Raw genomic sequence first — 19,591 nt, 5'->3', positions numbered from 1 at the left:
ATGGCAATTACCTGGACCTATTCTCGAGAACGAAAAGCAGGGGTTGAATCGGCGATTCATGATCAGTTTGTCAGCGCTGACTGCAATCTATTGACGTTGCGAAATCCATGGGTTGGCGATTCGGTCTTCATGGCAAAGTTGTACACGTCGCTGACTATGGTTCTCATCTGCGTCAACACGTATATCTGGACTGGCTCAGATATATTCGCGTTTGCGCACGGACTCGATTATTACTTGGCTTTCATCATCCTGATCAGTTCTTTTGTCTTCACCCCATTTCTCTGGTACCGCATTTTTCTGATCAAACGCTTGACCAATTTTTACTTCAGCCGAAAACTCAAGAAAGTCATTTATCTGCGCAAAAAGACTCTTATCCAGTTCGACTGGGCGCAGACCGAGGGAGGCGTATTCGTGCGCAATGAATTTGGCGGCGCCGGAATTACCACCAACTTTGCCCTCGCCTTCGGCCCCAAGCCTGCGGCCGGTCAAGAGAAGAACCGTATCGTCCTCTGGGTCGACAGCAACCACTCCAACGACCCAGACCCCCGATACGTCGCGCAGGTGTGGGAATACATCCGGCAGTTTATGGAAGAAGGTCCCGACAGGTTGCCAGCGCCAGGCGAACCCAATTGGTGGCACGCCCCGCTCCACCGGATTTGCCTGACGCCCGCCGAAGCTTGGCGCCACTACGCGCCCTGGCGCTCAGGCGAACCCGGCGAAATGCAAGGCAAAAAGAATTGGCTGCTGCCGATGTGGCTCGTGCTCTTCCCCTACAACATGTTTTCCGCGTTGTGCTGGTACGCGGTGTGCCGCGTCTTCAACGTTCGAGGTGCGCCGCCACCGCCGGAAGCTCTGGGGCGCTAGGACATGCCGCGAATTGCAAGGTGCCCTTCCAGTACCCGCGGACAGCACGTGATCGCTATGCCCGGCGCGCCAAACACCGCAACGCCACCCGATACCCCACAAACACATAAAACCCGCCAGAGTTCATCACCAGCCAAGCCCCCAACCCGCCAAGCACCGCCACAACCGGCCCCACGGCCCTGACGTCGCCCTGCGTCCAGGCGATGCCGCCGAGTGCGCCCACGACGATCAGACCGATCGACAGGCGCTTGAGCAGCACCACGCCCTGTACCCGCCCCGCCATCATCAGCACCATCCCGATCGACAGGCCCAGCGCAGTCCCGGCGCACACCGCGACCAGCGCGAACGCGGCCATCGCGGGGCCGACGAATCGCAGCAGCAGGCTCAGCAATTCAATGCCGACGCCCAGCCCGCCCGCCATCACCAGCACGGACAGCACCAGGGGCGACCACATGCCCGGTGGCGTGCGGCCCTCGTCCATGTGGGCCACGAAGCGGTGCATCGCCGCAGACGAGGACGGGTCGTTGCCAGCCTCCAAAGCCGCTTCCAGCTTGCGGCACTGATCAATCAGGGCGTTCAGGCCGGAGGCGGGCTCGGGAGTCATAGCCGTGTCACGCCGGGGGCATGCTCGGCGACGGTGCTTCGCAGCGCCGCCATCGCCTCTTCCACGGCCACGGGCCGGAACGCATCTTCGCGCCAGTACATCGCGACCGACCCGAACCCCGATAGCCGCACCGGAATGATGCGCATCGCCCGCATCTGCGAAAAGCGCAGCGCGGCGCGGTGCGACGCGACGCCGATCATGTCGCTGTTGTTGATGAGGGTCAGGTTGACGGTTACGGAATTGGATTCGATATGGTCGGGCGGCGGCGCCTGTCCGGCCGCGGCCAGCGCGGCGTCGACCGCGTTTCGGATGGGCGTGCCCTTGGGCCACAGGATCCAGCGGTAGGACAGCAGGTCCTGCCAGCTTGGCTGCTCCACTGCGAAGAGCGGATGGCGAGGCCTCGCCACCAGGTGGATGGGTTCCAGGTACAGCGCCTCGAAGCGGATCGCGGGATCATGGTGCTCCGGCGCCGACCGTCCCACGACGATATCCAGTTCCCCCTGCGCCAGTTGGGCCAGCAGACGATCGGTCGTGCCCTCGACCAGCTTCACGCGCGCCTGCGGCATGCGTTCCAGCAGCTTCATCACCGCCAGCGGTACGGTGTCGGACGCCGACGCGCCGGACGCGCCGATCACCACGCGCCCGCCGCCGCCCTCGCGCAGGGCCGCCATGTCCGCGCTGGCGCGATCCAGTTGCGACTCCACGCGCTGCGCGTGCGCGATCAGCACGTCGCCATGCGGCGTCGGGCGCAGGCCGCGCGCGTGACGCTCGAAGAGCGGCAGGCCAATATCGTCTTCCAGATCCTTCAGCCATTTCGACAGGCCCGGTTGCGTCGTATTGAGCATCGCGGCCGAGTGGCTGATGTTGCGGGTCTGGGCCAGGCTGAGCAGCATCTTCAGATTGCGCAGCCGCAATCGGTGGGTCCAGTCCATGCAGGCCCTTTTGATGGGAGGTTTGTCTCGTATGTATATGGTTATTGGTATGGATAATAAGATAATTTCATTTCAAACCACATAGCTCCTGCTCGCATAATCGTCTCCATATCAGGACCAGCCGCGAACTTACGCGGCGGCCGCCCGTAGAAGCCGGCACCAGCCGGACATACAGGAGACAACCATGCACGACGGTCATTACGCCGGCGCGGACAGCGCCGCTTCGGACCGCGCCCGTTACTACGCGCGCATCGCCAAGAAACACATGGCCCCGCTGTGGGAATCGCTGCACGACCTGGTGCCGCGCCAACCCGCGCCGCGCTGCGTGCCGGCCCTCTGGAAATACGACGACGTGCGCGACGACGTGATGGCGTCCGGGTCGTTGATTTCCGCGGAAGAAGCCGTGCGCCGCGTGCTGATCCTGGAAAACCCGGGCCTGCCGGGTCAGGCCAGCATCACGCAAAGCCTGTACGCGGGACTGCAGCTCATCCTGCCGGGCGAGATCGCGCCCAGCCACCGCCACACGCAATCGGCCCTGCGCTTCATCGTCGAGGGCCGCGGCGCGTACACCGCCGTCAACGGCGAGCGCACGACGATGCGCCCCGGCGACTTCATCATCACGCCCTCGTGGACCTGGCATGACCACGGCAACGCCGAAACCGTGGAAGGCGGCGAGCCGGTGGTCTGGCTGGACGGCCTGGACATTCCGCTGCTGCGCTTCCTGGATGCCGGCTTTGCCGAGAACTATCCGTCCGCCACGCAGCCGGTCACGCGGCCCGAAGGCGACAGCATGGCGCGCTTTGGCCACAACATGGCGCCCGTGCGGCATCACGTTTCCAGCGGCACCTCGCCCATCTTCAACTACCCCTACGAACGCAGCCGCGAGGCGCTGGATGCGCTCTACCGGCATGGCGAGCTCGACCCCTGGGACGGCGTCAAGCTGCGCTACCTGAATCCGGCCACGGGCGGCTATCCCATGCCGACGATGGCCACCTTCATGCAGTTCCTGCCAGCAGGCTTTCAGGGCAAGACCACGCGCACGACCGATTCCACGGTGTACAGCGTGGTCGAGGGCCGGGGTACGGCGCGCATCGGCGACCAGGAGTTTCATTTTGGGCCGCGCGATGTGTTCGTCGCGCCCTCCTGGATGCCGGTGCAGCTTGCCGCGCTGGAAGACGCGACGCTCTTCAGCTATTCCGATCGGCCGGTGCAGGACGCGCTGGGCCTGTGGCGCGAAGAACGCGTCGACTGACGGTCTGATGGCCTGACGGCGGCACCGCCGCGCGGCCGCTTTCTAAATTTCCCTCCGCTCTCAAAGGGTGACCCATGTCGTTTGTGTTTGCTCCCGCCGCTCCCATTGCCGTGCCCATTGCCGGCAGCCAGGACAGTTTTCCCGTGCGCCGCGTGTACTGCGTCGGCCGCAACTACGCCGCCCACGCGCGCGAAATGGGCTTTGATCCCGACCGCGAACCGCCGTTCTTCTTCTGCAAGCCGGCCGACGCCGTCGTGCCGGTCGCGGAAGGCAGCACGCTCTCCCTGCCCTATCCGCCCGAAACGTCCAACCTGCACTACGAGATCGAACTGGTCGCCGCCATCGGCAAAGGCGGCGCCAACATCAGTGTCGACGAGGCCCTGCAGCACGTGTGGGGATACGCCGTCGGCCTGGACATGACGCGCCGCGATCTGCAGATGAAGATGCGCGAAGCCGGCCGCCCGTGGGAACTGGGCAAGGCGTTCGACCAGAGCGCGCCGATCGGCCCGCTGCATCCGGCCCAATCGGTCAAGGGCATCGAGCAGGCCGGCATCTGGCTGCAGGTCAACGGCGCCGACCGCCAGCGCAGCGACATCGGCAAGCTGATCTGGTCAATCGCGGAGACCATTGCGTATCTCTCGAAGTACTTCCGCCTGGAGGCCGGCGACCTGATCTACACCGGCACGCCCGAAGGCGTCGGCCCCGTGGTGCGCGGCGACAAAATGGTCGGCGGTGTGGACGGACTGGGCACGCTCAGCGTGCAGATGGCTTGAGGCCGGGAGACCCGCATGCAACTGCACAACTTCTTCAACAGCTCCACGTCCTACCGCGTGCGCATCGCGCTCGCGCTCAAGGGCCTGCCCTATGAATATCTGCCCGTGAACCTGCGCAAGCAGGAGCAGCGGGCGCCGGACTACGTGGCGCGCAACCCGTCCGCCGGCGTGCCGCTGCTGATCGACGGCGACGTCGCGCTGTCGCAGTCGCTTGCCATCATCGACTACCTGGACGCCACGCATCCCGAGCCGCGGCTGATTCCCGCAGACACGCTGGCGCGCGCCCGCGTGCTGGAGCTGTCGCACGCCATCTCGTGCGACATCCACCCGGTCAACAACATGCGCATCCTGCGCTACCTGCAGGAAGTGCTGGGCGCCAGCGAAGCGCAGAAGAACGCCTGGTACCACCACTGGATCCGCGAAGGCCTGACCGCGGTGGAAGCGCTGCTGGCCCGTCATGGACACGGCGCGTACTGCTTTGGCGATGCGCCCACGCTGGCGGACTGCTGCCTGGTGCCGCAGGTGGCCAACGCGCAGCGCATGGGCTGCGATCTGTCGACCTACCCGCGCATTCTGCGCGTCGTCGAACACTGCAACGCGCAACCGGCCTTCCAAGAGGCCGCGCCTGCGCAACAACCGGACTACACCAAGTGAGCATGCAAGAACCCGACACGCAAGGCGCCCCGCGGCGCGAATACACCGACCCGGCCTACCGCCCGTTGTGCGCCACCCTGGCGGACGTGCGCGCCAATATCGACCGGCTGGACGACGAGATCGTGCGGCTGATTGCCGAGCGGGCGATGTACGTGAAGGACGCCGCGCGCTTCAAGCGCGACGCCTTTCAGGTGAGCGCGCCCGCGCGCCAGGCGCAGGTTTTCGAGAAGGCCCGGGCGCTGGCCCAGCGCCACAACCAGGGATTCACGAACCTGGAGCAGGTGGTGGACGCCACCTACCGCGCGATGGTGGCCGCCTTCATTGCCAATGAACAGACCTATTTCGACACCATGAAGAACGTGGGAGACACGCATGCTTGATTCTTCGACCTCGCAGCCGGGGCGCCGCCTTTCACGCCGTTTTGCACGCCGTTTTACGACCCGCGCCGTGGCGTTTGGTCTGGCCGTGCTGGCGCCGCTGGCCGCCACCGCCGCCGACGCATGGCCCACGCAGCCGCTCAAGGCCGTGGTGCCGTTCGGCCCGGGCTCCAGCCCCGACCAGGTTGCGCGCATCGTCAGCGAGAAGGCCGGCGCGATCCTGGGCCAGACCATCGTCGTCGAGAACAAGCCCGGCGCCAGCGGCAACATCGGCACGTTCGCCATCGCCAATGCCAAGCCGGACGGCTACACGTTCGGCGTGTCGATCACCGGTCCGCTGGTGAACAACACGCTGCTGTTCGACAAGCTGCCCTACGCGCCCGCCAAGGACCTGTCGCCGCTGACGTTGGCGGTGCACCAGCCCAATGTGCTGGTGGTGCCGTCCGCGGCCGGCATCGACAACATCGGCCAGTTGCTGGAGGCATTGAAGAAGAACCCGGACAAGTACAACTTCCCGTCGCCGGGCGCGGGCACGGTCTCGCATCTGGCTGTGGAGTTGCTGTTGCAGCAGATCGGCGCGCGCGCCACGCATGTGCCCTATCCGTCGTCGCCGGCGGCGCTGACCTCGCTGCTGTCGGGCGACACGCAGTTTGCCGCGCTGCCGCCTATTGCCGTGATGCCTATGGTCAAGGACGGCCGGCTCAAGGCGCTGGCGGTGACCTCGTCCAAGCGCTCCGCCCTGCTGCCCGACATCCCGACGTTGGCCGAAGTGGGCGTGCAAGGGATCGAAGGCTCCGCGTGGATCGGCTTCGTGGTGTCGTCCAAGACGCCGGCCGATGTGCAGAAGAAGCTGTCGGACGCGCTGATCCAGGCCATTCACGACCCCGAGGTCGCCAAGCGGCTGCAGGCGCAGTTCATGGACCCCGTCGGCGATACGCCCGCGCAGTTTCGCGGCTACATGGACGACGAGTTGAAGCGCTGGGAACCGTTGATCAAGAAGCTGGGCATCAAGGGCCAGTAAGGACGTCGCGCGGCCCGGCCGCGCGCCGACAGCAACAAGCAAGGAGAGTCAGATGGTCATCACCGAACCCGCCCGCCAGGTGCCGCTTTATGGCGAGTACGAGGTCGTCGTCCTGGGCGGCGGCCCGGCCGGCGTGCTGGCGGCCGCCAGCGCCGCGCGCAATGGCGCCAGCGTGCTGCTGGTGGAGCGCTATGGATTTCTGGGCGGCATGGGCACCGCTGCCGGCGTGTCCAACTTCTGCGGCCTGCACGCCAACATCCATGGCGACATCCGGCAGGTGGTGCATGGCATGACCGATGACCTGCTCGACCGCATGCGCGCGATGGACGGGCTGAACGACCCGCATCTGATCCTGGGCAAGATCCACGCGCAGGCCTACGACATTTCGGCGTTCAAATGCGCGGCCGACGGCCTGGTGCAGGCCAGCGGTGCGCAGGTGCTGTTTCACGCGCTGGCCACCGGCGTCGCGCGTGACGTCCAGGGCCGCGTGGACGCCCTGTTTCTGGAAACCAAGTCCGGCCGCTGCGCCGTGCGCGCAAAGATCTTCATCGACTGCTCGGGCGACGCCGATATCGCGCAATGGGGCGGCCTGCCGTTTGAAAAGGGCGATGCGCACGGCCACATGCTGTATCCCACGCTGATGTTCAAGGTGGGCAACGTCGACGGCGCGCGGGCGCAGGAAGCCTGGAAGACCATTCCGGCGCTGATGGACGAGGCCACGGCCAGCGGCGAGTTCACCTTTCCCCGCAAGGGCGCCATCGTGCGCCCGCAAAAGCACGATTACGAATGGCGCGTGAACGTCACGCAGCTGGCCAACGCCGACGGCAGCGCCGCGGACGGCACCAACGCGGATTCGCTGTCGGCAGGCGAGCTTGAAGGCCGCCGGCAGATCATGAACTACCTGGCTTTCCTGCGCGCCAAGGTGCCGGGCTTCGAACAGGCCTATGTGCTGGACATCGCGCCGCAGCTTGGCATTCGCGAGACCCGCCGCATCGTCGGCGAGGCGGTGCTCAGCAAGGAAGACGTGCTGGGTTGCGCCGACTTTCCCGACAGCATCGGCGTCAATGGCTGGCCGCTGGAGATGCACACCGCCGGCGACGTCAAATGGGTCTGGCCGCCGATTCCGGAATCGCGCGGCTACAACCAGCTACCGTTTCGCATGATGGTGCCCCGGCGCGGCCCGGGCGTGGCCGACAACGTGCTGGTGGCGGGCCGCTGCGCCTCCATGACGCACGAAGGCCAATCTGCCGCCCGCGTGAGCGGCAGCTGCTTTGTCATGGGCGAGGCCGCGGGCACCGCATCCGCGATGGCGTTGCGCGAGGGCATCGCGCCCGGCGACGTGTCCATCCCCGCGCTGCAGGCGCAATTGAAAAAGCAAGGCGCCTTCCTGGGCGGCCAGGACTGATCCCGGGGGATTCCAACATGACGACAAACCAGTCTGCAAAGCCCAAGACACAAACCGTGATCGTCGTGGGCGGCGGCATCGGCGGCCTGGCCGCCGCGCTGGCGCTGACGCGGCAGGGCATCGCGGTTCAACTGCTGGAGCAGGCGGCGCACATCGGCGAGATCGGCGCCGGCATCCAGCTCGGGCCCAATGCGTTCGCGGCGCTCGATGCCCTGGGCGTGGGCCGCACGGCGCGCGAGCGGGCCGTCTTCACCGATCACATCATCATGATGGATGCCGTGGACGCCAAGGAGGTCGTGCGCATCGACACCGGCGAGGCGTTCCGCGCGCGGTTTGGCGGCCCGTATGCGGTCATTCATCGTGCCGACATTCATCTGTCGATCCTGGAGGCCGTGCAGCAGGACCCGCTGATCCAGTTCCGCACGTCCACGCAGATCGCCAGCATGTCGCAGGACGAACACGGCGTGGAGGTGGTGGACACGCAGGGCAACCGCTACCGCGCCGACGCCGTGGTGGGCGCGGACGGCGTGAAGTCCGTGATCCGCGAGCGCATGGTGGGCGACCCGGCGCGCGTAACTGGCCACGTCGTCTATCGCGCCGTGGTCGAACAGGACAACATGCCGCGAGAGCTGCGCATCAACGCGCCCGTGCTGTGGGCCGGTCCTCACTGCCATCTGGTGCACTACCCCTTGCGCGGCGGCCAGCAGTACAACCTGGTCGTCACCTTCCATAGCCGCGAAAAAGAGGAATGGGGCGTGCGCGAAGGCAGCAAGGACGAGGTGCTGTCCTACTTCCAGGGCATCCACCCGACCCCGCACCAGATGCTGGACCGGCCGACCTCGTGGAAGCGCTGGGCCACCGCCGATCGCGAACCCGTGGAACAGTGGGGCCAGGGACGCGTCACGATCCTGGGCGACGCCGCCCACCCCATGACGCAATACATGGCCCAGGGCGCCTGCATGGCGCTGGAAGACGCCGTGACGCTGGGCGAGGCGCTCCGGCAGTGCGATCACGACCTGCCGGCCGCCTTCCGGCTGTACGAATCGGTGCGCATTCCGCGCAGCGCGCGCGTGGTGTGGTCCACGCGGGAGATGGGCAGGCTTTATCACGCGCGCGGCGTGGAGCGCACGGTGCGCAACATGCTGTGGACGGGGCGCAGCCAGTCCCAGTTCTATGACGCGTTGCAGTGGCTGTACGGGTGGAAAGTGGAGAACTGTCTGGCGGCCAAGCCGCCGCAATAGCAACCGATAGCCAAGCAGCAGGACAGGAAACAGCAGGGCAAGCGGTATCAACACAGCGCAGCAAAACAAGCACGAGTGCAAGAAAAGCACCAGAGGAGACAACCATGCACAAAAGCACCATCCGCGGCGCCGCCGCCGTCATGCTGTCATTGGCCTCGTACGCGGCCAGCGCGCAGCCCAAACCGGTGGACATCGGTTTCATCGGCACCCTGTCCACGCCCGCCGGCTACATCGGCGAGGACGAGCGCGACGCCTTCATGCTGGCCGTCAAGGAAGGCGGCGGCAAGCTGGGCGGCGTGCCGGTCAACGTGCGCGTGGAAGATGACGCGCTCAAGCCCGCCAACGCCAAGCAGATCGCCGACAAGATGGTGCAGGGCGGCGTGCGCCTGTTCACCGGCATCAACTTCTCGAACGTCATGGCCGCCGTCGGCCCCACCGTGCTGAACGTGGGCGCCTTCTATGTCAGCCTGAATGCCGGCCCCTCCAACTACGCCGGCAAGGCCTGCAATCCCAACTACTTCGCGGTGGCGTTCCAGAACGACTCGTACGCCGACACCGCCGGCATGGCCGCCAACGAACTGGGCGCCAAGCGCGTCGTCATCATGGCCCCGAACTACCAGGCCGGCCGCGACGCCATTGCCGGATTCAAGCGCACCTACAAGGGCGAGATCGCAGACGAGATCTACACCAAGCTCGAACAGGCCGACTTCTCGGTGGAACTGGCGCGCATCCGCTCGCTCAACCCCGATGCCATCTTTCAGTTCCATCCTGGCGGCGCGGGCATCAACCTGACCAAGCAATTCGCCAATTCCGGGTTGGCCGACAAGATCAAGATGATTACGCCCATCTACTCGATGGACGACCGCATGCTGGCTGCCACCGGCACCGCCGGCAAGGGCTTTTACCTGAGCTCGCTGTGGAGCGCCGATCTGGACAACCCGCAGAGCAAGCACTTCGTCGACGCCTTCACCAAGGCCTACAACCGCCCGCCCACCGCGTACGCGGCCCAGGCCTACGACACCGCCAACCTGATCGGCTCCGCATTGAAAGCCGTGAATGGCGACATCACCGGCAAGCCCGATGACTTTCGAAATGCCCTGCGGCGCGCCGACTTTCCCAGCGTGCGGGGCAAGTTCAAGTTCGGCTCGAACCAGCACCCCATCCAGGACTGGTATCTGCTGCACATCGAAGCGGGTCCCGACGGCAAGCTCGTCTACAAGAACCTGAAGGTGCTGGCGCGCGACCACACCGACGTGCACGCGGCCGACTGCAAGATGCAATGACGCGGCACGGGCTGCGCGGCACCGGGCTCGCCGGCGCCGCGCAGCCTCACTACACGGACGCTCCCAAGAAGGAGTCGCAATGCTGATGTTCCTGGAGCAGGTCCTGAACGGCCTGCAATACAGCGCCTTGCTGTTTCTGTTATCGGCCGGATTGACGCTGGTGTTCGGCATCATGAACGTCATCAACCTGACGCACGGCTCTTTCTACATGGTGGGCGCGTTCTGCGCCGCCAGCGCGGCGGCGTCCACCGGGTCGTTCGCAGCTTCGCTGCTGGCCGCGCTGGCGGGCGCGGCGCTGTACGGCCTGGTGATCGAGCTGCTGGTCATCCGTCATCTGTACCGGCGCGATCACCTGGATCAGGTGCTGGCCACGCTGGGGCTGACGCTCTTCACCAATGAACTGGTCACCGTGCTGTTTGGCCGCAGCCCGCCGTTCATGGACATTCCTCCCTTCTTGTCCGGGTCTGTCGCGCTCCTGCCCGGCCTGAACTATCCCATCATGCGGCTGGCCTTCATTGGCGCCGGCGCGCTCGTCGCGCTGGGTTTGTGGCTGCTGATCTCGCGCACGCGGGTCGGCATGCTGGTGCGCGCGGGCGCCGACGATGGCGAAATGGTCGATGCGCTGGGCGTGAACATCCAGCGCCTGTTCACGCTGATCTTCACGTTGGGCGCCCTGCTCTGCGGCTTTGCCGGCGTCATGGCCGCGCCCCTGCTGGCCGTGGAGATCGGCATGGGCGAACGCATCCTCATCACCACCTTCGTCGTCATCGTGGTGGGCGGCGTGGGCTCCGTGCGCGGCGCGCTGGTCGGCTCGCTGATGATCGGCATGACCGACGCGCTGGGGCGCGCCTACATCCCCTTCTGGATGTCGCGCCTGCTGCCGCCGGAATTGTCGGACTCGGCCAGCTCCAGTCTCGTGTCCGCCAGCATCTACATCCTGATGGCCATCGTGCTGCTGTTCAAGCCGCGCGGACTGGTGCCGGCCCAGCGCTAGGAGCGATATTCATGACCAGATCAATTCCACCGTCTGCCGCAATTGCCCCGGTGTCTGACACCCCGGACGCACACGCCGCATGCCACGACCGCGCATCGGGGGTGTCAGACACCTGCGCCGCAGGCAGGCCGCGCATCACCCGCAGCGTCATCGTCAACGCCATCGGGCTGCTGCTCTTCGTCCTGGTGCCAGCCATCGCGTCGGCCACCGGCGAGAGCTTTCTCGTCAACCTCATGACGCGCTTTCTCATCTATGCCATCGCCGCCGTCAGCCTGGACCTCATCCTGGGCTACGGCGCCATGGTCAGCTTTGGCCATGCCGCGTTCTTCGGTCTGGGCGGCTACGTCATCGGCATCGCCGCCTTTCACGTCAACCAGGGCGAGACGCTGTTCGGCTGGAGCGGCAGCAACGCCGCGCTGGTCATGTGGCCCCTGGCCGTCGCCGTCGCCGCCCTGCTGGGCCTGGTGGTCGGCTTTCTGTCGCTGCGCACCTCGGGCGTGCAGTTCATCATGATCACGCTGGCGTTCGGACAGATGCTGTACTTCATCCTCGTCGGGCTCATGATCTACGGCGGCGACGACGGCCTGTCCATCGACGCGCGCAACACGCTGCCCGGCCTGAACCTGAACGACCCGTCCACCTTCTACTACGTCTGCCTGGCGCTCATGACTGCGTGGATCATCGTGTGCCGGCGCATCGTCAATTCGCCCTTCGGCATGGCCCTGCAGAGCATCAAACAGAACCCGCGCCGCAGCATCGGGCTGGGACTCGCGCCGCTGCGCTACCGCCTTACTGCATTCGTGCTGTCGGCGGCCGGCACCGGACTGGCGGGCGCGCTGTGGGCCAACTATGCGCTCTTTGTCAGCCCCGACATGTCGGCCTGGCAGAAGTCGGGCGAACTGATGGCCATGGTCATCCTGGGCGGCATGGGCTCCATCTTCGGTCCCGTGCTCGGCGTGGCCGTGTACCTGGGCCTGGAACAGGTCGCCACCGGCTGGACCGAGCACTGGATGCTGATCCTGGGACCCGTGCTGGTCCTGGTTGTGCTCTTTGGCAAGCGCGGCGTATACGGCTGGCTGGCGGGAGGCAAGCAATGACGTCACAACCCAAACTGGAAATCCGCGGCCTGAAGAAATCTTTTGGCGCCGTGCACGCCACGCAGGACGTCAACCTGGCCGTGCGGCCCGGCGAACTGCACGCCCTCATCGGCCCCAACGGCGCGGGCAAGACCACCCTGCTCTCCCAGATCAGCGGCGAGATCCTTCCCGACGCCGGCAGCATCTGGCTCGACGGCGGCGACATCACGCGCATGCCCGCCCACAAGCGCCCGGCCGCCGGACTAGCCCGTTCCTTCCAGATCAGCCAGCTCTATCCCGACTTCACCGCCGAAGACAACGTCGCCATGGCCGTGCAGGCGCATAGCCCCGGCGGCTTCAATCTCTGGCGCAACGCCCGGCGCATGGCGCGGCTGCGCGAGCCCGCGCGCGACGCCCTCGAACGCGTCGGCCTAGGCGACCGCGCCGGCGTACGCGTCTCGGCGCTGGCGCACGGCGAAAAGCGCCAGCTCGAACTGGCCATGGCGCTGTCGCTGGATGCGTCCGTCCTGCTGCTGGACGAACCCATGGCCGGAATGGGCGCCGAGGAATCGCAGCGCATGACCGCCCTGCTCCAGACCCTGAAGGGCCGCTACGCCATCCTGCTGGTCGAACACGACATGGACGCCGTCTTCGCGCTGGCCGATCGCGTCACCGTGCTGGTCTACGGCAAGACGATCTTCACCGGCACGCCCGACGAGGTGCGTCGCCATCCCGACGTGCGCGCCGCCTACCTGGGCGAGGAAAACTGATGCTGCAAGTCAAACAACTGCAAGGCGGCTACGGCGCCAGCAAAGTGCTATTCGGTGTCGACCTGGACATCGCACCGCGCCAGGTCGTCTCCCTGATCGGCCGCAACGGCATGGGCAAAAGTACCGCCGTCAAAACCCTCATGGGCATGCTGCCCGCGCAAGGCGGCAGCATATTGCTCGACGGCAAACCCATCAACGGCATGGCCCCGCACCGCATCGCCCAACTCGGCCTCGGTCTCGTCCCCGAAGGCCGCCGCGTCTTCGGATCGCTATCGGTCGAAGAAAACCTTATCGCCACCGCCCGCAACACCCGCGCCGGCTGGCACGTCGGCCGCGTCTTCGACCTCTTTCCGCGCCTGAAAGAGCGCCGCACCCAATCGGCCCGCACCCTCTCAGGCGGCGAACAACAAATGCTCGCCGTCGGCCGCGCCCTCCTCATTAACCCGCGCCTGCTCATCCTGGACGAAGCCACTGAAGGCCTCGCGCCGCTGATTCGCCAGGAAATCTGGAACTGCCTGCGCCGCTTGAAGGAAGAAGGCCAGACCATTCTCGTGATCGACAAGAACCTCAAGGAAATGGCCACCCTGGTCGACCGCCACCACGTCCTGGAAAAGGGCCGCGTCGTCTGGCAAGGCAGCCCCGCCGAACTGGCCGCGCAACCCGAACTGGCGCACCGCTACCTGGGTGTGTAATCGCACGCCGCTAATCCTGCGACTCGCAAAAGCTCAACCGGTTGCCAAACGGATCGATCACCGCCATCACGCGCCCCCAAGGCATTTCCTCCACACAAGGCCGCATGTAGGCGTACTGCTTCGCGCTGACCTCCGCGTGAAACGCATCCACGCCCTGCATCCGCACAAACACCGCCGACCCCGGCGTCGCATCGCCATGATGCTCCGACAAGTGCAGCACCAGATCGTCCCGGTGCACCTGCGCATACAGCGGAAGGCCCGCTTCGAAGCGATGCTCCCAATCCCAGGTGAAGCCCAGGAAATCCAGATAGAAATCGCGCGCCTTTTCCACTGAGAAAATGCGCAGAATCGGAATCGCGGCTTGCAGGTGCATGGCGGGTCCTTGGTAGGATGTGAAAAATCCAGCATAGAACACAAGCCCATTCATGCCCATTGCCACGCAAGACTCCTGGAAACACCTGCCCGCGCCGGCTCAACGTGAACCGCTGCATTTTCAGGGGCGTTATACCGCCGACGAGTACGCCCGCTTGCAGCAGGGCGTGATTCCGCAGGAGATGGAAGACAAATGGTTCATCTACCTGCATGACGGCTGGCTGCGTTTGCATCGCAGCTGGACCGGAAACTGGATCTACGCGCTGCGGCTGGAGCAGGACGGCGATGCGTGGACGGTGACTGATTCGTGGGTGAACCGTGATCCGGAGCAATACCGGTTGACCGATGCGGAATATGACCGGGCTTCGCTGCAAAGGATGTTGCAGTGGCTGATCAAGGGACCGGCGGTTTGAGGTAGGCGCATGGACGTTTCGCACCGTGCATAGGTTTGCGCTTCGATGGGTGTCAGACACGCGGGTCGCCTATGCCCGGGCTCGGAGCGGCGTCTCTGAGGGTGTCAGACACCTGGCAATAGCGTCATCGCCCCGACGCAAGACACTGCGTATGCCCCGCCAGGCCGCCCGCGCGGCCGACGCGGGGCGGGCCCCGCAAGATGCTTCATGCCTCGACAACGTCGGCAAGAACCTAAAGAACCCAATCCGCCCCAACGCCCGCCAAGCTGAATCCACCCGAGCCCGGTGTGGCGGCGGCCTGTGGTGCGCGGGGCGTGTAGATGCGCCCGAGGGAATCTGAAGGGAAGGCCGAAGGCCTGGACGAAGATGACGAAGGGGGAGTCCGGAGCGAAGGCTCCGGACCGCAATCGTAGCCCCGCGCGCCATAGGCCGACGACGCGCCGGGCGTCACCAGAAAGCAAAGCCCCCGACCGGAAAGCATCCACGCACCATCAGAAAACAAAACGCCCGCCAGGAAAGCATCCCGGCGGGCGGCAAAAACTGCATCGCAACAGGCATCCCGTAAAAAAGATGCCCGCTGCCAGCGCCATCAATTCAAGCTAGCACCCGAAATCTTCACGATCTCCTGATACTTCGCCTTCTCGGCCTTCACAAAATCAGCAAACGCTTCAGGCGTCATCGGGCCCGCTTCGGAGCCCATCGTCAGCAGACGCTGCTTCACATCCGCCTGCCCCATCGCCTCGGCATAGGCCTTGTTCAGCTTCGCCACCACCGGCGCCGGCGTGCCGCCCGTCGTGAACACCCCGAACCACGTGCCCAGGTCAAAACCCTTCACGCCCGATTCCTCGACGGTCGGCACGTCAGCCAGCAGCGACGAGCGCTTGGCCGTCGTCACCGCCAGCGCCTTCACCTTGCCGTCCTTGATCAGCGGCGCCGACGCCGCCAGATTGTCGAACATGAAGTCGGACTGGCCCGACAGCAGCGCCAACTGCGCCGGCGCCGCGCCCTGGTAGGGGATGTGCTCCACATTGATGCCGGCGCGCGCCTTGAGCAGCTCGCCCGACAGGTGGCCCGCGCTGCCATTGCCGCCCGAACCGTAATTCAGCTTGCCCGGATTCTTCTTCGCGTATTCGATCAAGTCCGCCAGCGTCTCGATCTTGTTCTTCTGCGCGAATTCCAGATTCATCACCAGCACGTTCGGCACCGCTGCCACGATCGTCACCGGCGCAAAGTCCTTCACCGGGTCGTACGGCAGGTTGGCGAACAGCCACGGATTGATCGCGTGCGTCGCCACCGCGCCCATCACCAGCGTGTAGCCGTCAGGCTGCGCCTTGGCCACCAGGTCCGCGCCGATATTGCCGCCCGCGCCCGAACGGTTTTCCACGATCACCGGCTGACCCAGCGAACCGCGCACCTTCTCCGCCAGCATGCGCGCCATCGTATCCAGCGGGCCGCCGGGCGGGTAAGGCACCACGAAGCGGATCGGCTTCGTCGGGAAGTCAGCGGCCTGGGCCAGGGCCGGCGCGCCGAAAGGCAGGGTGGCGGCCAGCGCCACGGCGCCCTGCAACAGGGCGCGGCGCACGGCGCTGCGGGGGGTATTCGTCATGGTGTGTTCTCCTCACTCCGTAATCAATGGCGGTCAGTAGCATACCCCACGCACGTGGCTGCCGTAACAAAGGGATACCTGGAATATCGCCCCGACTTCCCGGGTTTGCCGAACGCCACCCAAAGAAAAACCGCCCGAAGGCGGTTTGGCGGATCAGTGCGCGATCAGTGCAGGATCTGGCTCAGGAAGAGCTTGGTCCGTTCGTTCTGCGGGTTGTCGAAGAACTCGTCCGGGGTGTTCTGTTCGATGATCTCGCCGCGGTCCATGAAGATCACGCGGTTCGCGACCTTGCGCGCAAAACCCATTTCGTGCGTCACGCAGATCATCGTCATGCCGCTTTCCTGGGCCAGGCTCACCATCACGTCCAGCACTTCCTTCACCATTTCCGGATCCAGCGCCGACGTCGGCTCATCGAACAGCATGATCTTGGGGTTCATGCACAGCGACCGCGCGATCGCCACGCGCTGCTGCTGGCCGCCCGACAGCTGGCCCGGAAACTTCTTGGCCTGCTCCGGAATCCGCACGCGCTCAAGGTACTTCATTGCGGTGGCTTCCGCTTCCGCGCGCGGCTTCTTGAGCACCCACATGGGTCCCAGCGTCAGGTTTTCCAGCACCGTCAGATGCGGGAAAAGATTGAAGTGCTGGAACACCATGCCAACGTCCTTGCGGATCGTCTCGATGTGCTTCAGGTCATTGGTGAGCTCCGTGCCGTCCACGATGATGTGGCCCTTCTGGTGCTCTTCAAGGCGGTTGATGCAGCGGATCATCGTGGACTTGCCCGAACCCGAGGGTCCGCACACCACGATGCGCTCGCCTGGCGCCACGTCCAGGTTGATGTTGCGCAACACGTGGAACTGGCCGTACCACTTGTTCACGTCCTGCAAACGAATAATGGCATCCGACATGCCTGTACTCCCGTAAGTATCGCGGTGCGCGCCCGCCTGGCGGCGGACGCGCGGCAAATTGCTAGCGTGCGTGACCCGTGGCCAGGCGTTTTTCCAGCGCCTGGCTGTATTTGGACATGGAGAAGCAGAAGACGAAGTAGATGAGCGAAATGAACAGGTACGCTTCCACCCCGAAGCCGCGCCATGCCGCATCGGACAAGGCTGCCTTGGCCGCCAGCGTCAGGTCGAAAATGCCGATGATCACCACCAGCGACGTGTCCTTGAACAGCGCGATGAAGATACTGACCAGCGGCGGAATCACGATCTTGAGCGCCTGCGGCAGAATGATCTTGCGCATCTGCTGCCAGTAGTTCAGGCCCAGCGAATCCGCGCCCTCGTACTGTCCCTTCGGAATCGCCTGCAAACCGCCCCGCACCGTTTCCGCGATGTAGGCCGCGGCGAACATGATGATTGCGATCTGCGCGCGCAGCAGCTTGTCGATCGAAAAACCTTCCGGCAGGAACAGCGGCAGCATCACCGACGACATGAATAGCAGGCTGATGAGCGGCACGCCGCGGATCAGCTCGATGTACACGACGCACAGCGCCTTGATCGCCGGCATCTTCGAGCGCCGGCCCAAGGCCAGCAGCACGCCGATCGGGAACGCGAAGGCGATGCCGAACGTGGACAGGATGAGCGTCAGCGGCAGGCCGCCCCAGCGCGCGTTTTCCACGTAGGTCAGGCCGAACACGCCGCCCCACATCAGGAGCGCCACGGCCGTCAGGCCCACGGTCCAGATGACGGCAAGCTTCCAGTTCCAGAACCGGCGGATGCCGCTGCAGACGATCACGCCCACCAGGATGACGGTGGCGATCAGCGGCCGCCATTGTTCATCGTAGGGATAGGTGCCGAACAGGATCAGCCGGTGTTTTTCGATGATGAACGCCCAGCAGGCGCCGCCGGCGGCGCGGCACTCCTGCGCGTTCGTGGCATCGAAGCTGGCCTTGATGAAGGCCCATTCAACCAGCGCCGGAACCGACATCAGCAGGAACCACGCGAGCAGCACCGTGATGAGGATGTTCAGCGGCGACGAGAACAGGCGCGTCCTGAGCCACGCCCAAGCTCCCGTCTGGTTGCTGGGCGGCGGCAGGGCTTCGCTGGGGGTATGCGTAGTGCTGCTCATATCAACGCTCCACCAGCGCGATGCGCTTGTTGTACCAGTTCATGAAGATCGAGATCGACAGGCTGACCGTGAGGTACGCGCCCATGATGATGAGAATGCCCTCGATGGCCTGGCCCGTCTGGTTCAGTGTCGTGTTCACCACCGACACGATGTCGGGGTACCCGATGGCCACGGCCAGCGAGCTGTTCTTCGTCAGGTTCAGGTACTGGCTGGTCATCGGGGGGATGATCACGCGCAGCGCCTGCGGCAGGATCACCAGGCGCAGCACCTTCGAGCGCGGCAGGCCCAGCGAGCCCGCGGCTTCCCATTGGCCGTTGCTGACCGCCTGGATGCCCGAACGCACCACTTCGGCAATGAACGCCGACGTGTAGATCACCAGCCCCGCCAGCAACGCGGCGAACTCCGGCGACAGCGTCAGACCGCCCGAGAAGTTAAAGCCCTTGAGCTCCGGCATGTCCAGTGTCAGCGACGCGCCGCTGACCAGCCAGCCGATGAACGGCAGGCCAATCAGGAGGCCGATGGCCCAGCGGCCCAGCGGGAACATGTGACCGGTGGCCTCATGGCGCTTCTTGCCGTAGTGGCCCAGGACGATGATCGCGACGATCGCCAGTCCCAGCCCGGCAAGCATCCAGTCGAGCGAATTGCCTTCCAGCGCCGGCACTTTCAGGCCGCGGTTGGAAATGAACACGCCCGGCAGCGGATTGTGCGCCTGGCGCGGACCCGGCATGTTCTCGGTGATCAGCGCATACCAGAAGAAGAGCTGCAGCAGCAGCGGCACGTTGCGCATCACCTCGACATACACAGAGGTGATCTTGGCCACGAGCCAGTTCTTGGACAGGCGGCCGATGCCGATGAGCGTGCCCAGGATGGTCGCCAACACGATGCCAAGGACGGCGACGCGCAGCGTGTTGAGCAGGCCGATCACGATGGCTCGGCCGTAAGTGTCAGAGGGGGAATAGGCGATGGCGGTTTCGCCGATGGCAAAGCCCGCCTCGCGGTTCAGGAAGCCGAAGCCCGTGGCGATGTTGCGCACGGACAGGTTGTGGAGCGTGTTTGAAACCAGGAACCACACGGCCCAGGCTACCGCGGTCAGCGCAATTACCTGGTAGACCACGGAGCGTACGCCGGGATCGTTCCAGTTCAGACGCCGTGGGGGTGCCGAAATCGGGGCGTTTTTGTTGGGAGTCATCATGAT

Annotated in this window: 21 protein-coding genes; 14 read left to right on the top strand and 7 right to left on the bottom strand. The window is 65.1% G+C overall.

Annotated features, from left to right (window positions below):
* Complete coding sequence (locus HV786_RS00195) at window positions 1–864, top strand: DUF6708 domain-containing protein (RefSeq protein WP_252870385.1); 864 nt, start codon at window positions 1–3, stop codon at window positions 862–864.
* Between the two features lie 55 nt (window positions 865–919).
* Here the strand turns inward: HV786_RS00195 and HV786_RS00190 are convergent, their stop codons facing one another.
* Entirely contained in the window at window positions 920–1,468 is a 549-nt protein-coding gene (locus tag HV786_RS00190) for a hypothetical protein (protein WP_128829830.1), read from the bottom strand.
* The gene (locus HV786_RS00185; RefSeq protein WP_056320529.1) at window positions 1,465–2,400 is read right to left on the bottom strand and encodes a LysR family transcriptional regulator; all 936 of its coding nucleotides are present in this window, start codon (window positions 2,398–2,400) and stop codon (window positions 1,465–1,467) included. The genes HV786_RS00190 and HV786_RS00185 overlap by 4 nt, the downstream gene beginning before the upstream one ends.
* A 184-nt stretch (window positions 2,401–2,584) precedes the next feature.
* Between HV786_RS00185 and gtdA the strand changes: the two genes are divergently transcribed.
* The 12 genes from gtdA to HV786_RS00125 all read left to right on the top strand — a co-directional run bounded on the left by gtdA (window position 2,585) and on the right by HV786_RS00125 (window position 13,938).
* On the top strand, window positions 2,585–3,652 hold the full coding sequence (gene gtdA / locus HV786_RS00180) for a gentisate 1,2-dioxygenase (protein ID WP_128829386.1): 1,068 nt from the start codon (window positions 2,585–2,587) through the stop codon (window positions 3,650–3,652).
* A 74-nt stretch (window positions 3,653–3,726) separates the two neighbouring features.
* Window positions 3,727–4,425 carry a fumarylacetoacetate hydrolase family protein gene (locus HV786_RS00175; RefSeq protein WP_128829387.1) on the top strand — a complete coding sequence of 233 codons (699 nt, stop codon included), beginning with the start codon at window positions 3,727–3,729 and terminating at the stop codon, window positions 4,423–4,425.
* A gap of 15 nt (window positions 4,426–4,440) precedes the next feature.
* Window positions 4,441–5,079, top strand: a complete 639-nt coding sequence (gene maiA / locus HV786_RS00170; protein ID WP_128829388.1) for a maleylacetoacetate isomerase — start codon at window positions 4,441–4,443, stop codon at window positions 5,077–5,079.
* Window positions 5,080–5,081: 2 nt separating this feature from the next.
* The gene (locus tag HV786_RS00165; RefSeq protein WP_175209661.1) at window positions 5,082–5,459 is read left to right on the top strand and encodes a chorismate mutase; all 378 of its coding nucleotides are present in this window, start codon (window positions 5,082–5,084) and stop codon (window positions 5,457–5,459) included.
* The gene (locus HV786_RS00160) at window positions 5,452–6,477 is read left to right on the top strand and encodes a Bug family tripartite tricarboxylate transporter substrate binding protein (RefSeq protein WP_254599424.1); all 1,026 of its coding nucleotides are present in this window, start codon (window positions 5,452–5,454) and stop codon (window positions 6,475–6,477) included. Before HV786_RS00165 ends, HV786_RS00160 begins: the two co-directional genes overlap by 8 nt.
* A gap of 52 nt (window positions 6,478–6,529) precedes the next feature.
* Complete coding sequence (locus HV786_RS00155; protein ID WP_128829967.1) at window positions 6,530–7,882, top strand: FAD-dependent oxidoreductase; 1,353 nt, start codon at window positions 6,530–6,532, stop codon at window positions 7,880–7,882.
* 17 nt (window positions 7,883–7,899) lie between these two features.
* Window positions 7,900–9,123, top strand: a complete 1,224-nt coding sequence (locus tag HV786_RS00150) for a 3-hydroxybenzoate 6-monooxygenase (protein ID WP_128829968.1) — start codon at window positions 7,900–7,902, stop codon at window positions 9,121–9,123.
* Between the two features lie 104 nt (window positions 9,124–9,227).
* On the top strand, window positions 9,228–10,406 hold the full coding sequence (locus HV786_RS00145) for an ABC transporter substrate-binding protein (RefSeq protein WP_128829969.1): 1,179 nt from the start codon (window positions 9,228–9,230) through the stop codon (window positions 10,404–10,406).
* 79 nt (window positions 10,407–10,485) lie between these two features.
* Window positions 10,486–11,400 (top strand): branched-chain amino acid ABC transporter permease, encoded by a 915-nt coding sequence (locus HV786_RS00140; protein WP_082586249.1) that lies wholly within the window; start codon window positions 10,486–10,488, stop codon window positions 11,398–11,400.
* Window positions 11,401–11,534: 134 nt separating this feature from the next.
* Entirely contained in the window at window positions 11,535–12,497 is a 963-nt protein-coding gene (locus tag HV786_RS00135; protein WP_128830113.1) for a branched-chain amino acid ABC transporter permease, read from the top strand.
* The gene (locus tag HV786_RS00130) at window positions 12,494–13,246 is read left to right on the top strand and encodes an ABC transporter ATP-binding protein (protein WP_175209660.1); all 753 of its coding nucleotides are present in this window, start codon (window positions 12,494–12,496) and stop codon (window positions 13,244–13,246) included. Before HV786_RS00135 ends, HV786_RS00130 begins: the two co-directional genes overlap by 4 nt.
* Window positions 13,246–13,938, top strand: coding sequence for an ABC transporter ATP-binding protein (locus HV786_RS00125; protein WP_128829068.1), 693 nt, complete (start codon window positions 13,246–13,248; stop codon window positions 13,936–13,938). Before HV786_RS00130 ends, HV786_RS00125 begins: the two co-directional genes overlap by 1 nt.
* Before the next feature lie 10 nt (window positions 13,939–13,948).
* Here the strand turns inward: HV786_RS00125 and HV786_RS00120 are convergent, their stop codons facing one another.
* Window positions 13,949–14,311: a glyoxalase superfamily protein gene (locus HV786_RS00120; protein ID WP_128829067.1), complete on the bottom strand. Its 363-nt coding sequence runs from the start codon at window positions 14,309–14,311 to the stop codon at window positions 13,949–13,951.
* Window positions 14,312–14,363: 52 nt separating this feature from the next.
* Between HV786_RS00120 and HV786_RS00115 the strand changes: the two genes are divergently transcribed.
* A complete protein-coding gene (locus HV786_RS00115) occupies window positions 14,364–14,723 on the top strand; it encodes a hypothetical protein (protein WP_128829066.1) in 360 nt (119 codons plus the stop codon).
* 589 nt (window positions 14,724–15,312) lie between these two features.
* On the opposite strand, the gene HV786_RS00110 is transcribed toward HV786_RS00115, so the two are convergent.
* The 4 genes from HV786_RS00110 to HV786_RS00095 all read right to left on the bottom strand — a co-directional run bounded on the left by HV786_RS00110 (window position 15,313) and on the right by HV786_RS00095 (window position 19,588).
* The gene (locus HV786_RS00110; RefSeq protein ID WP_056320497.1) at window positions 15,313–16,329 is read right to left on the bottom strand and encodes a Bug family tripartite tricarboxylate transporter substrate binding protein; all 1,017 of its coding nucleotides are present in this window, start codon (window positions 16,327–16,329) and stop codon (window positions 15,313–15,315) included.
* 164 nt (window positions 16,330–16,493) lie between these two features.
* Window positions 16,494–17,234 (bottom strand): amino acid ABC transporter ATP-binding protein, encoded by a 741-nt coding sequence (locus HV786_RS00105; RefSeq protein ID WP_056320495.1) that lies wholly within the window; start codon window positions 17,232–17,234, stop codon window positions 16,494–16,496.
* Between the two features lie 61 nt (window positions 17,235–17,295).
* Window positions 17,296–18,396 carry an amino acid ABC transporter permease gene (locus tag HV786_RS00100; RefSeq protein WP_128829065.1) on the bottom strand — a complete coding sequence of 367 codons (1,101 nt, stop codon included), beginning with the start codon at window positions 18,394–18,396 and terminating at the stop codon, window positions 17,296–17,298.
* A 1-nt stretch (window position 18,397) separates the two neighbouring features.
* A complete protein-coding gene (locus tag HV786_RS00095; RefSeq protein ID WP_128829064.1) occupies window positions 18,398–19,588 on the bottom strand; it encodes an amino acid ABC transporter permease in 1,191 nt (396 codons plus the stop codon).
* Window positions 19,589–19,591 lie beyond the last annotated feature (3 nt).

This window comes from Achromobacter mucicolens (genome assembly GCF_902859725.1).
GTDB classification, from domain to species: Bacteria; Pseudomonadota; Gammaproteobacteria; order Burkholderiales; family Burkholderiaceae_B; genus Achromobacter; species Achromobacter mucicolens.
Note: the sequence above shows the minus strand (reverse complement) of the source record. Positions and strands in the feature narration are given on the sequence as shown.

Excerpts from the sequence above, each read along its gene's own strand:
- HV786_RS00195 (WP_252870385.1), top strand. The coding sequence starts at position 1 with ATGGCAATTACCTGGACCTATTCTCGAGAACGAAAAGCAGGGGTTGAA.
- HV786_RS00190 (WP_128829830.1), bottom strand. The coding sequence starts at position 1,468 with ATGACTCCCGAGCCCGCCTCCGGCCTGAACGCCCTGATTGATCAGTGC.
- HV786_RS00185 (WP_056320529.1), bottom strand. The coding sequence starts at position 2,400 with ATGGACTGGACCCACCGATTGCGGCTGCGCAATCTGAAGATGCTGCTC.
- gtdA (WP_128829386.1), top strand. The coding sequence starts at position 2,585 with ATGCACGACGGTCATTACGCCGGCGCGGACAGCGCCGCTTCGGACCGC.
- HV786_RS00175 (WP_128829387.1), top strand. The coding sequence starts at position 3,727 with ATGTCGTTTGTGTTTGCTCCCGCCGCTCCCATTGCCGTGCCCATTGCC.
- maiA (WP_128829388.1), top strand. The coding sequence starts at position 4,441 with ATGCAACTGCACAACTTCTTCAACAGCTCCACGTCCTACCGCGTGCGC.
- HV786_RS00165 (WP_175209661.1), top strand. The coding sequence starts at position 5,082 with ATGCAAGAACCCGACACGCAAGGCGCCCCGCGGCGCGAATACACCGAC.
- HV786_RS00160 (WP_254599424.1), top strand. The coding sequence starts at position 5,452 with ATGCTTGATTCTTCGACCTCGCAGCCGGGGCGCCGCCTTTCACGCCGT.
- HV786_RS00155 (WP_128829967.1), top strand. The coding sequence starts at position 6,530 with ATGGTCATCACCGAACCCGCCCGCCAGGTGCCGCTTTATGGCGAGTAC.
- HV786_RS00150 (WP_128829968.1), top strand. The coding sequence starts at position 7,900 with ATGACGACAAACCAGTCTGCAAAGCCCAAGACACAAACCGTGATCGTC.
- HV786_RS00145 (WP_128829969.1), top strand. The coding sequence starts at position 9,228 with ATGCACAAAAGCACCATCCGCGGCGCCGCCGCCGTCATGCTGTCATTG.
- HV786_RS00140 (WP_082586249.1), top strand. The coding sequence starts at position 10,486 with ATGCTGATGTTCCTGGAGCAGGTCCTGAACGGCCTGCAATACAGCGCC.
- HV786_RS00130 (WP_175209660.1), top strand. The coding sequence starts at position 12,494 with ATGACGTCACAACCCAAACTGGAAATCCGCGGCCTGAAGAAATCTTTT.
- HV786_RS00125 (WP_128829068.1), top strand. The coding sequence starts at position 13,246 with ATGCTGCAAGTCAAACAACTGCAAGGCGGCTACGGCGCCAGCAAAGTG.
- HV786_RS00120 (WP_128829067.1), bottom strand. The coding sequence starts at position 14,311 with ATGCACCTGCAAGCCGCGATTCCGATTCTGCGCATTTTCTCAGTGGAA.
- HV786_RS00115 (WP_128829066.1), top strand. The coding sequence starts at position 14,364 with ATGCCCATTGCCACGCAAGACTCCTGGAAACACCTGCCCGCGCCGGCT.
- HV786_RS00110 (WP_056320497.1), bottom strand. The coding sequence starts at position 16,329 with ATGACGAATACCCCCCGCAGCGCCGTGCGCCGCGCCCTGTTGCAGGGC.
- HV786_RS00105 (WP_056320495.1), bottom strand. The coding sequence starts at position 17,234 with ATGTCGGATGCCATTATTCGTTTGCAGGACGTGAACAAGTGGTACGGC.
- HV786_RS00100 (WP_128829065.1), bottom strand. The coding sequence starts at position 18,396 with ATGAGCAGCACTACGCATACCCCCAGCGAAGCCCTGCCGCCGCCCAGC.
- HV786_RS00095 (WP_128829064.1), bottom strand. The coding sequence starts at position 19,588 with ATGATGACTCCCAACAAAAACGCCCCGATTTCGGCACCCCCACGGCGT.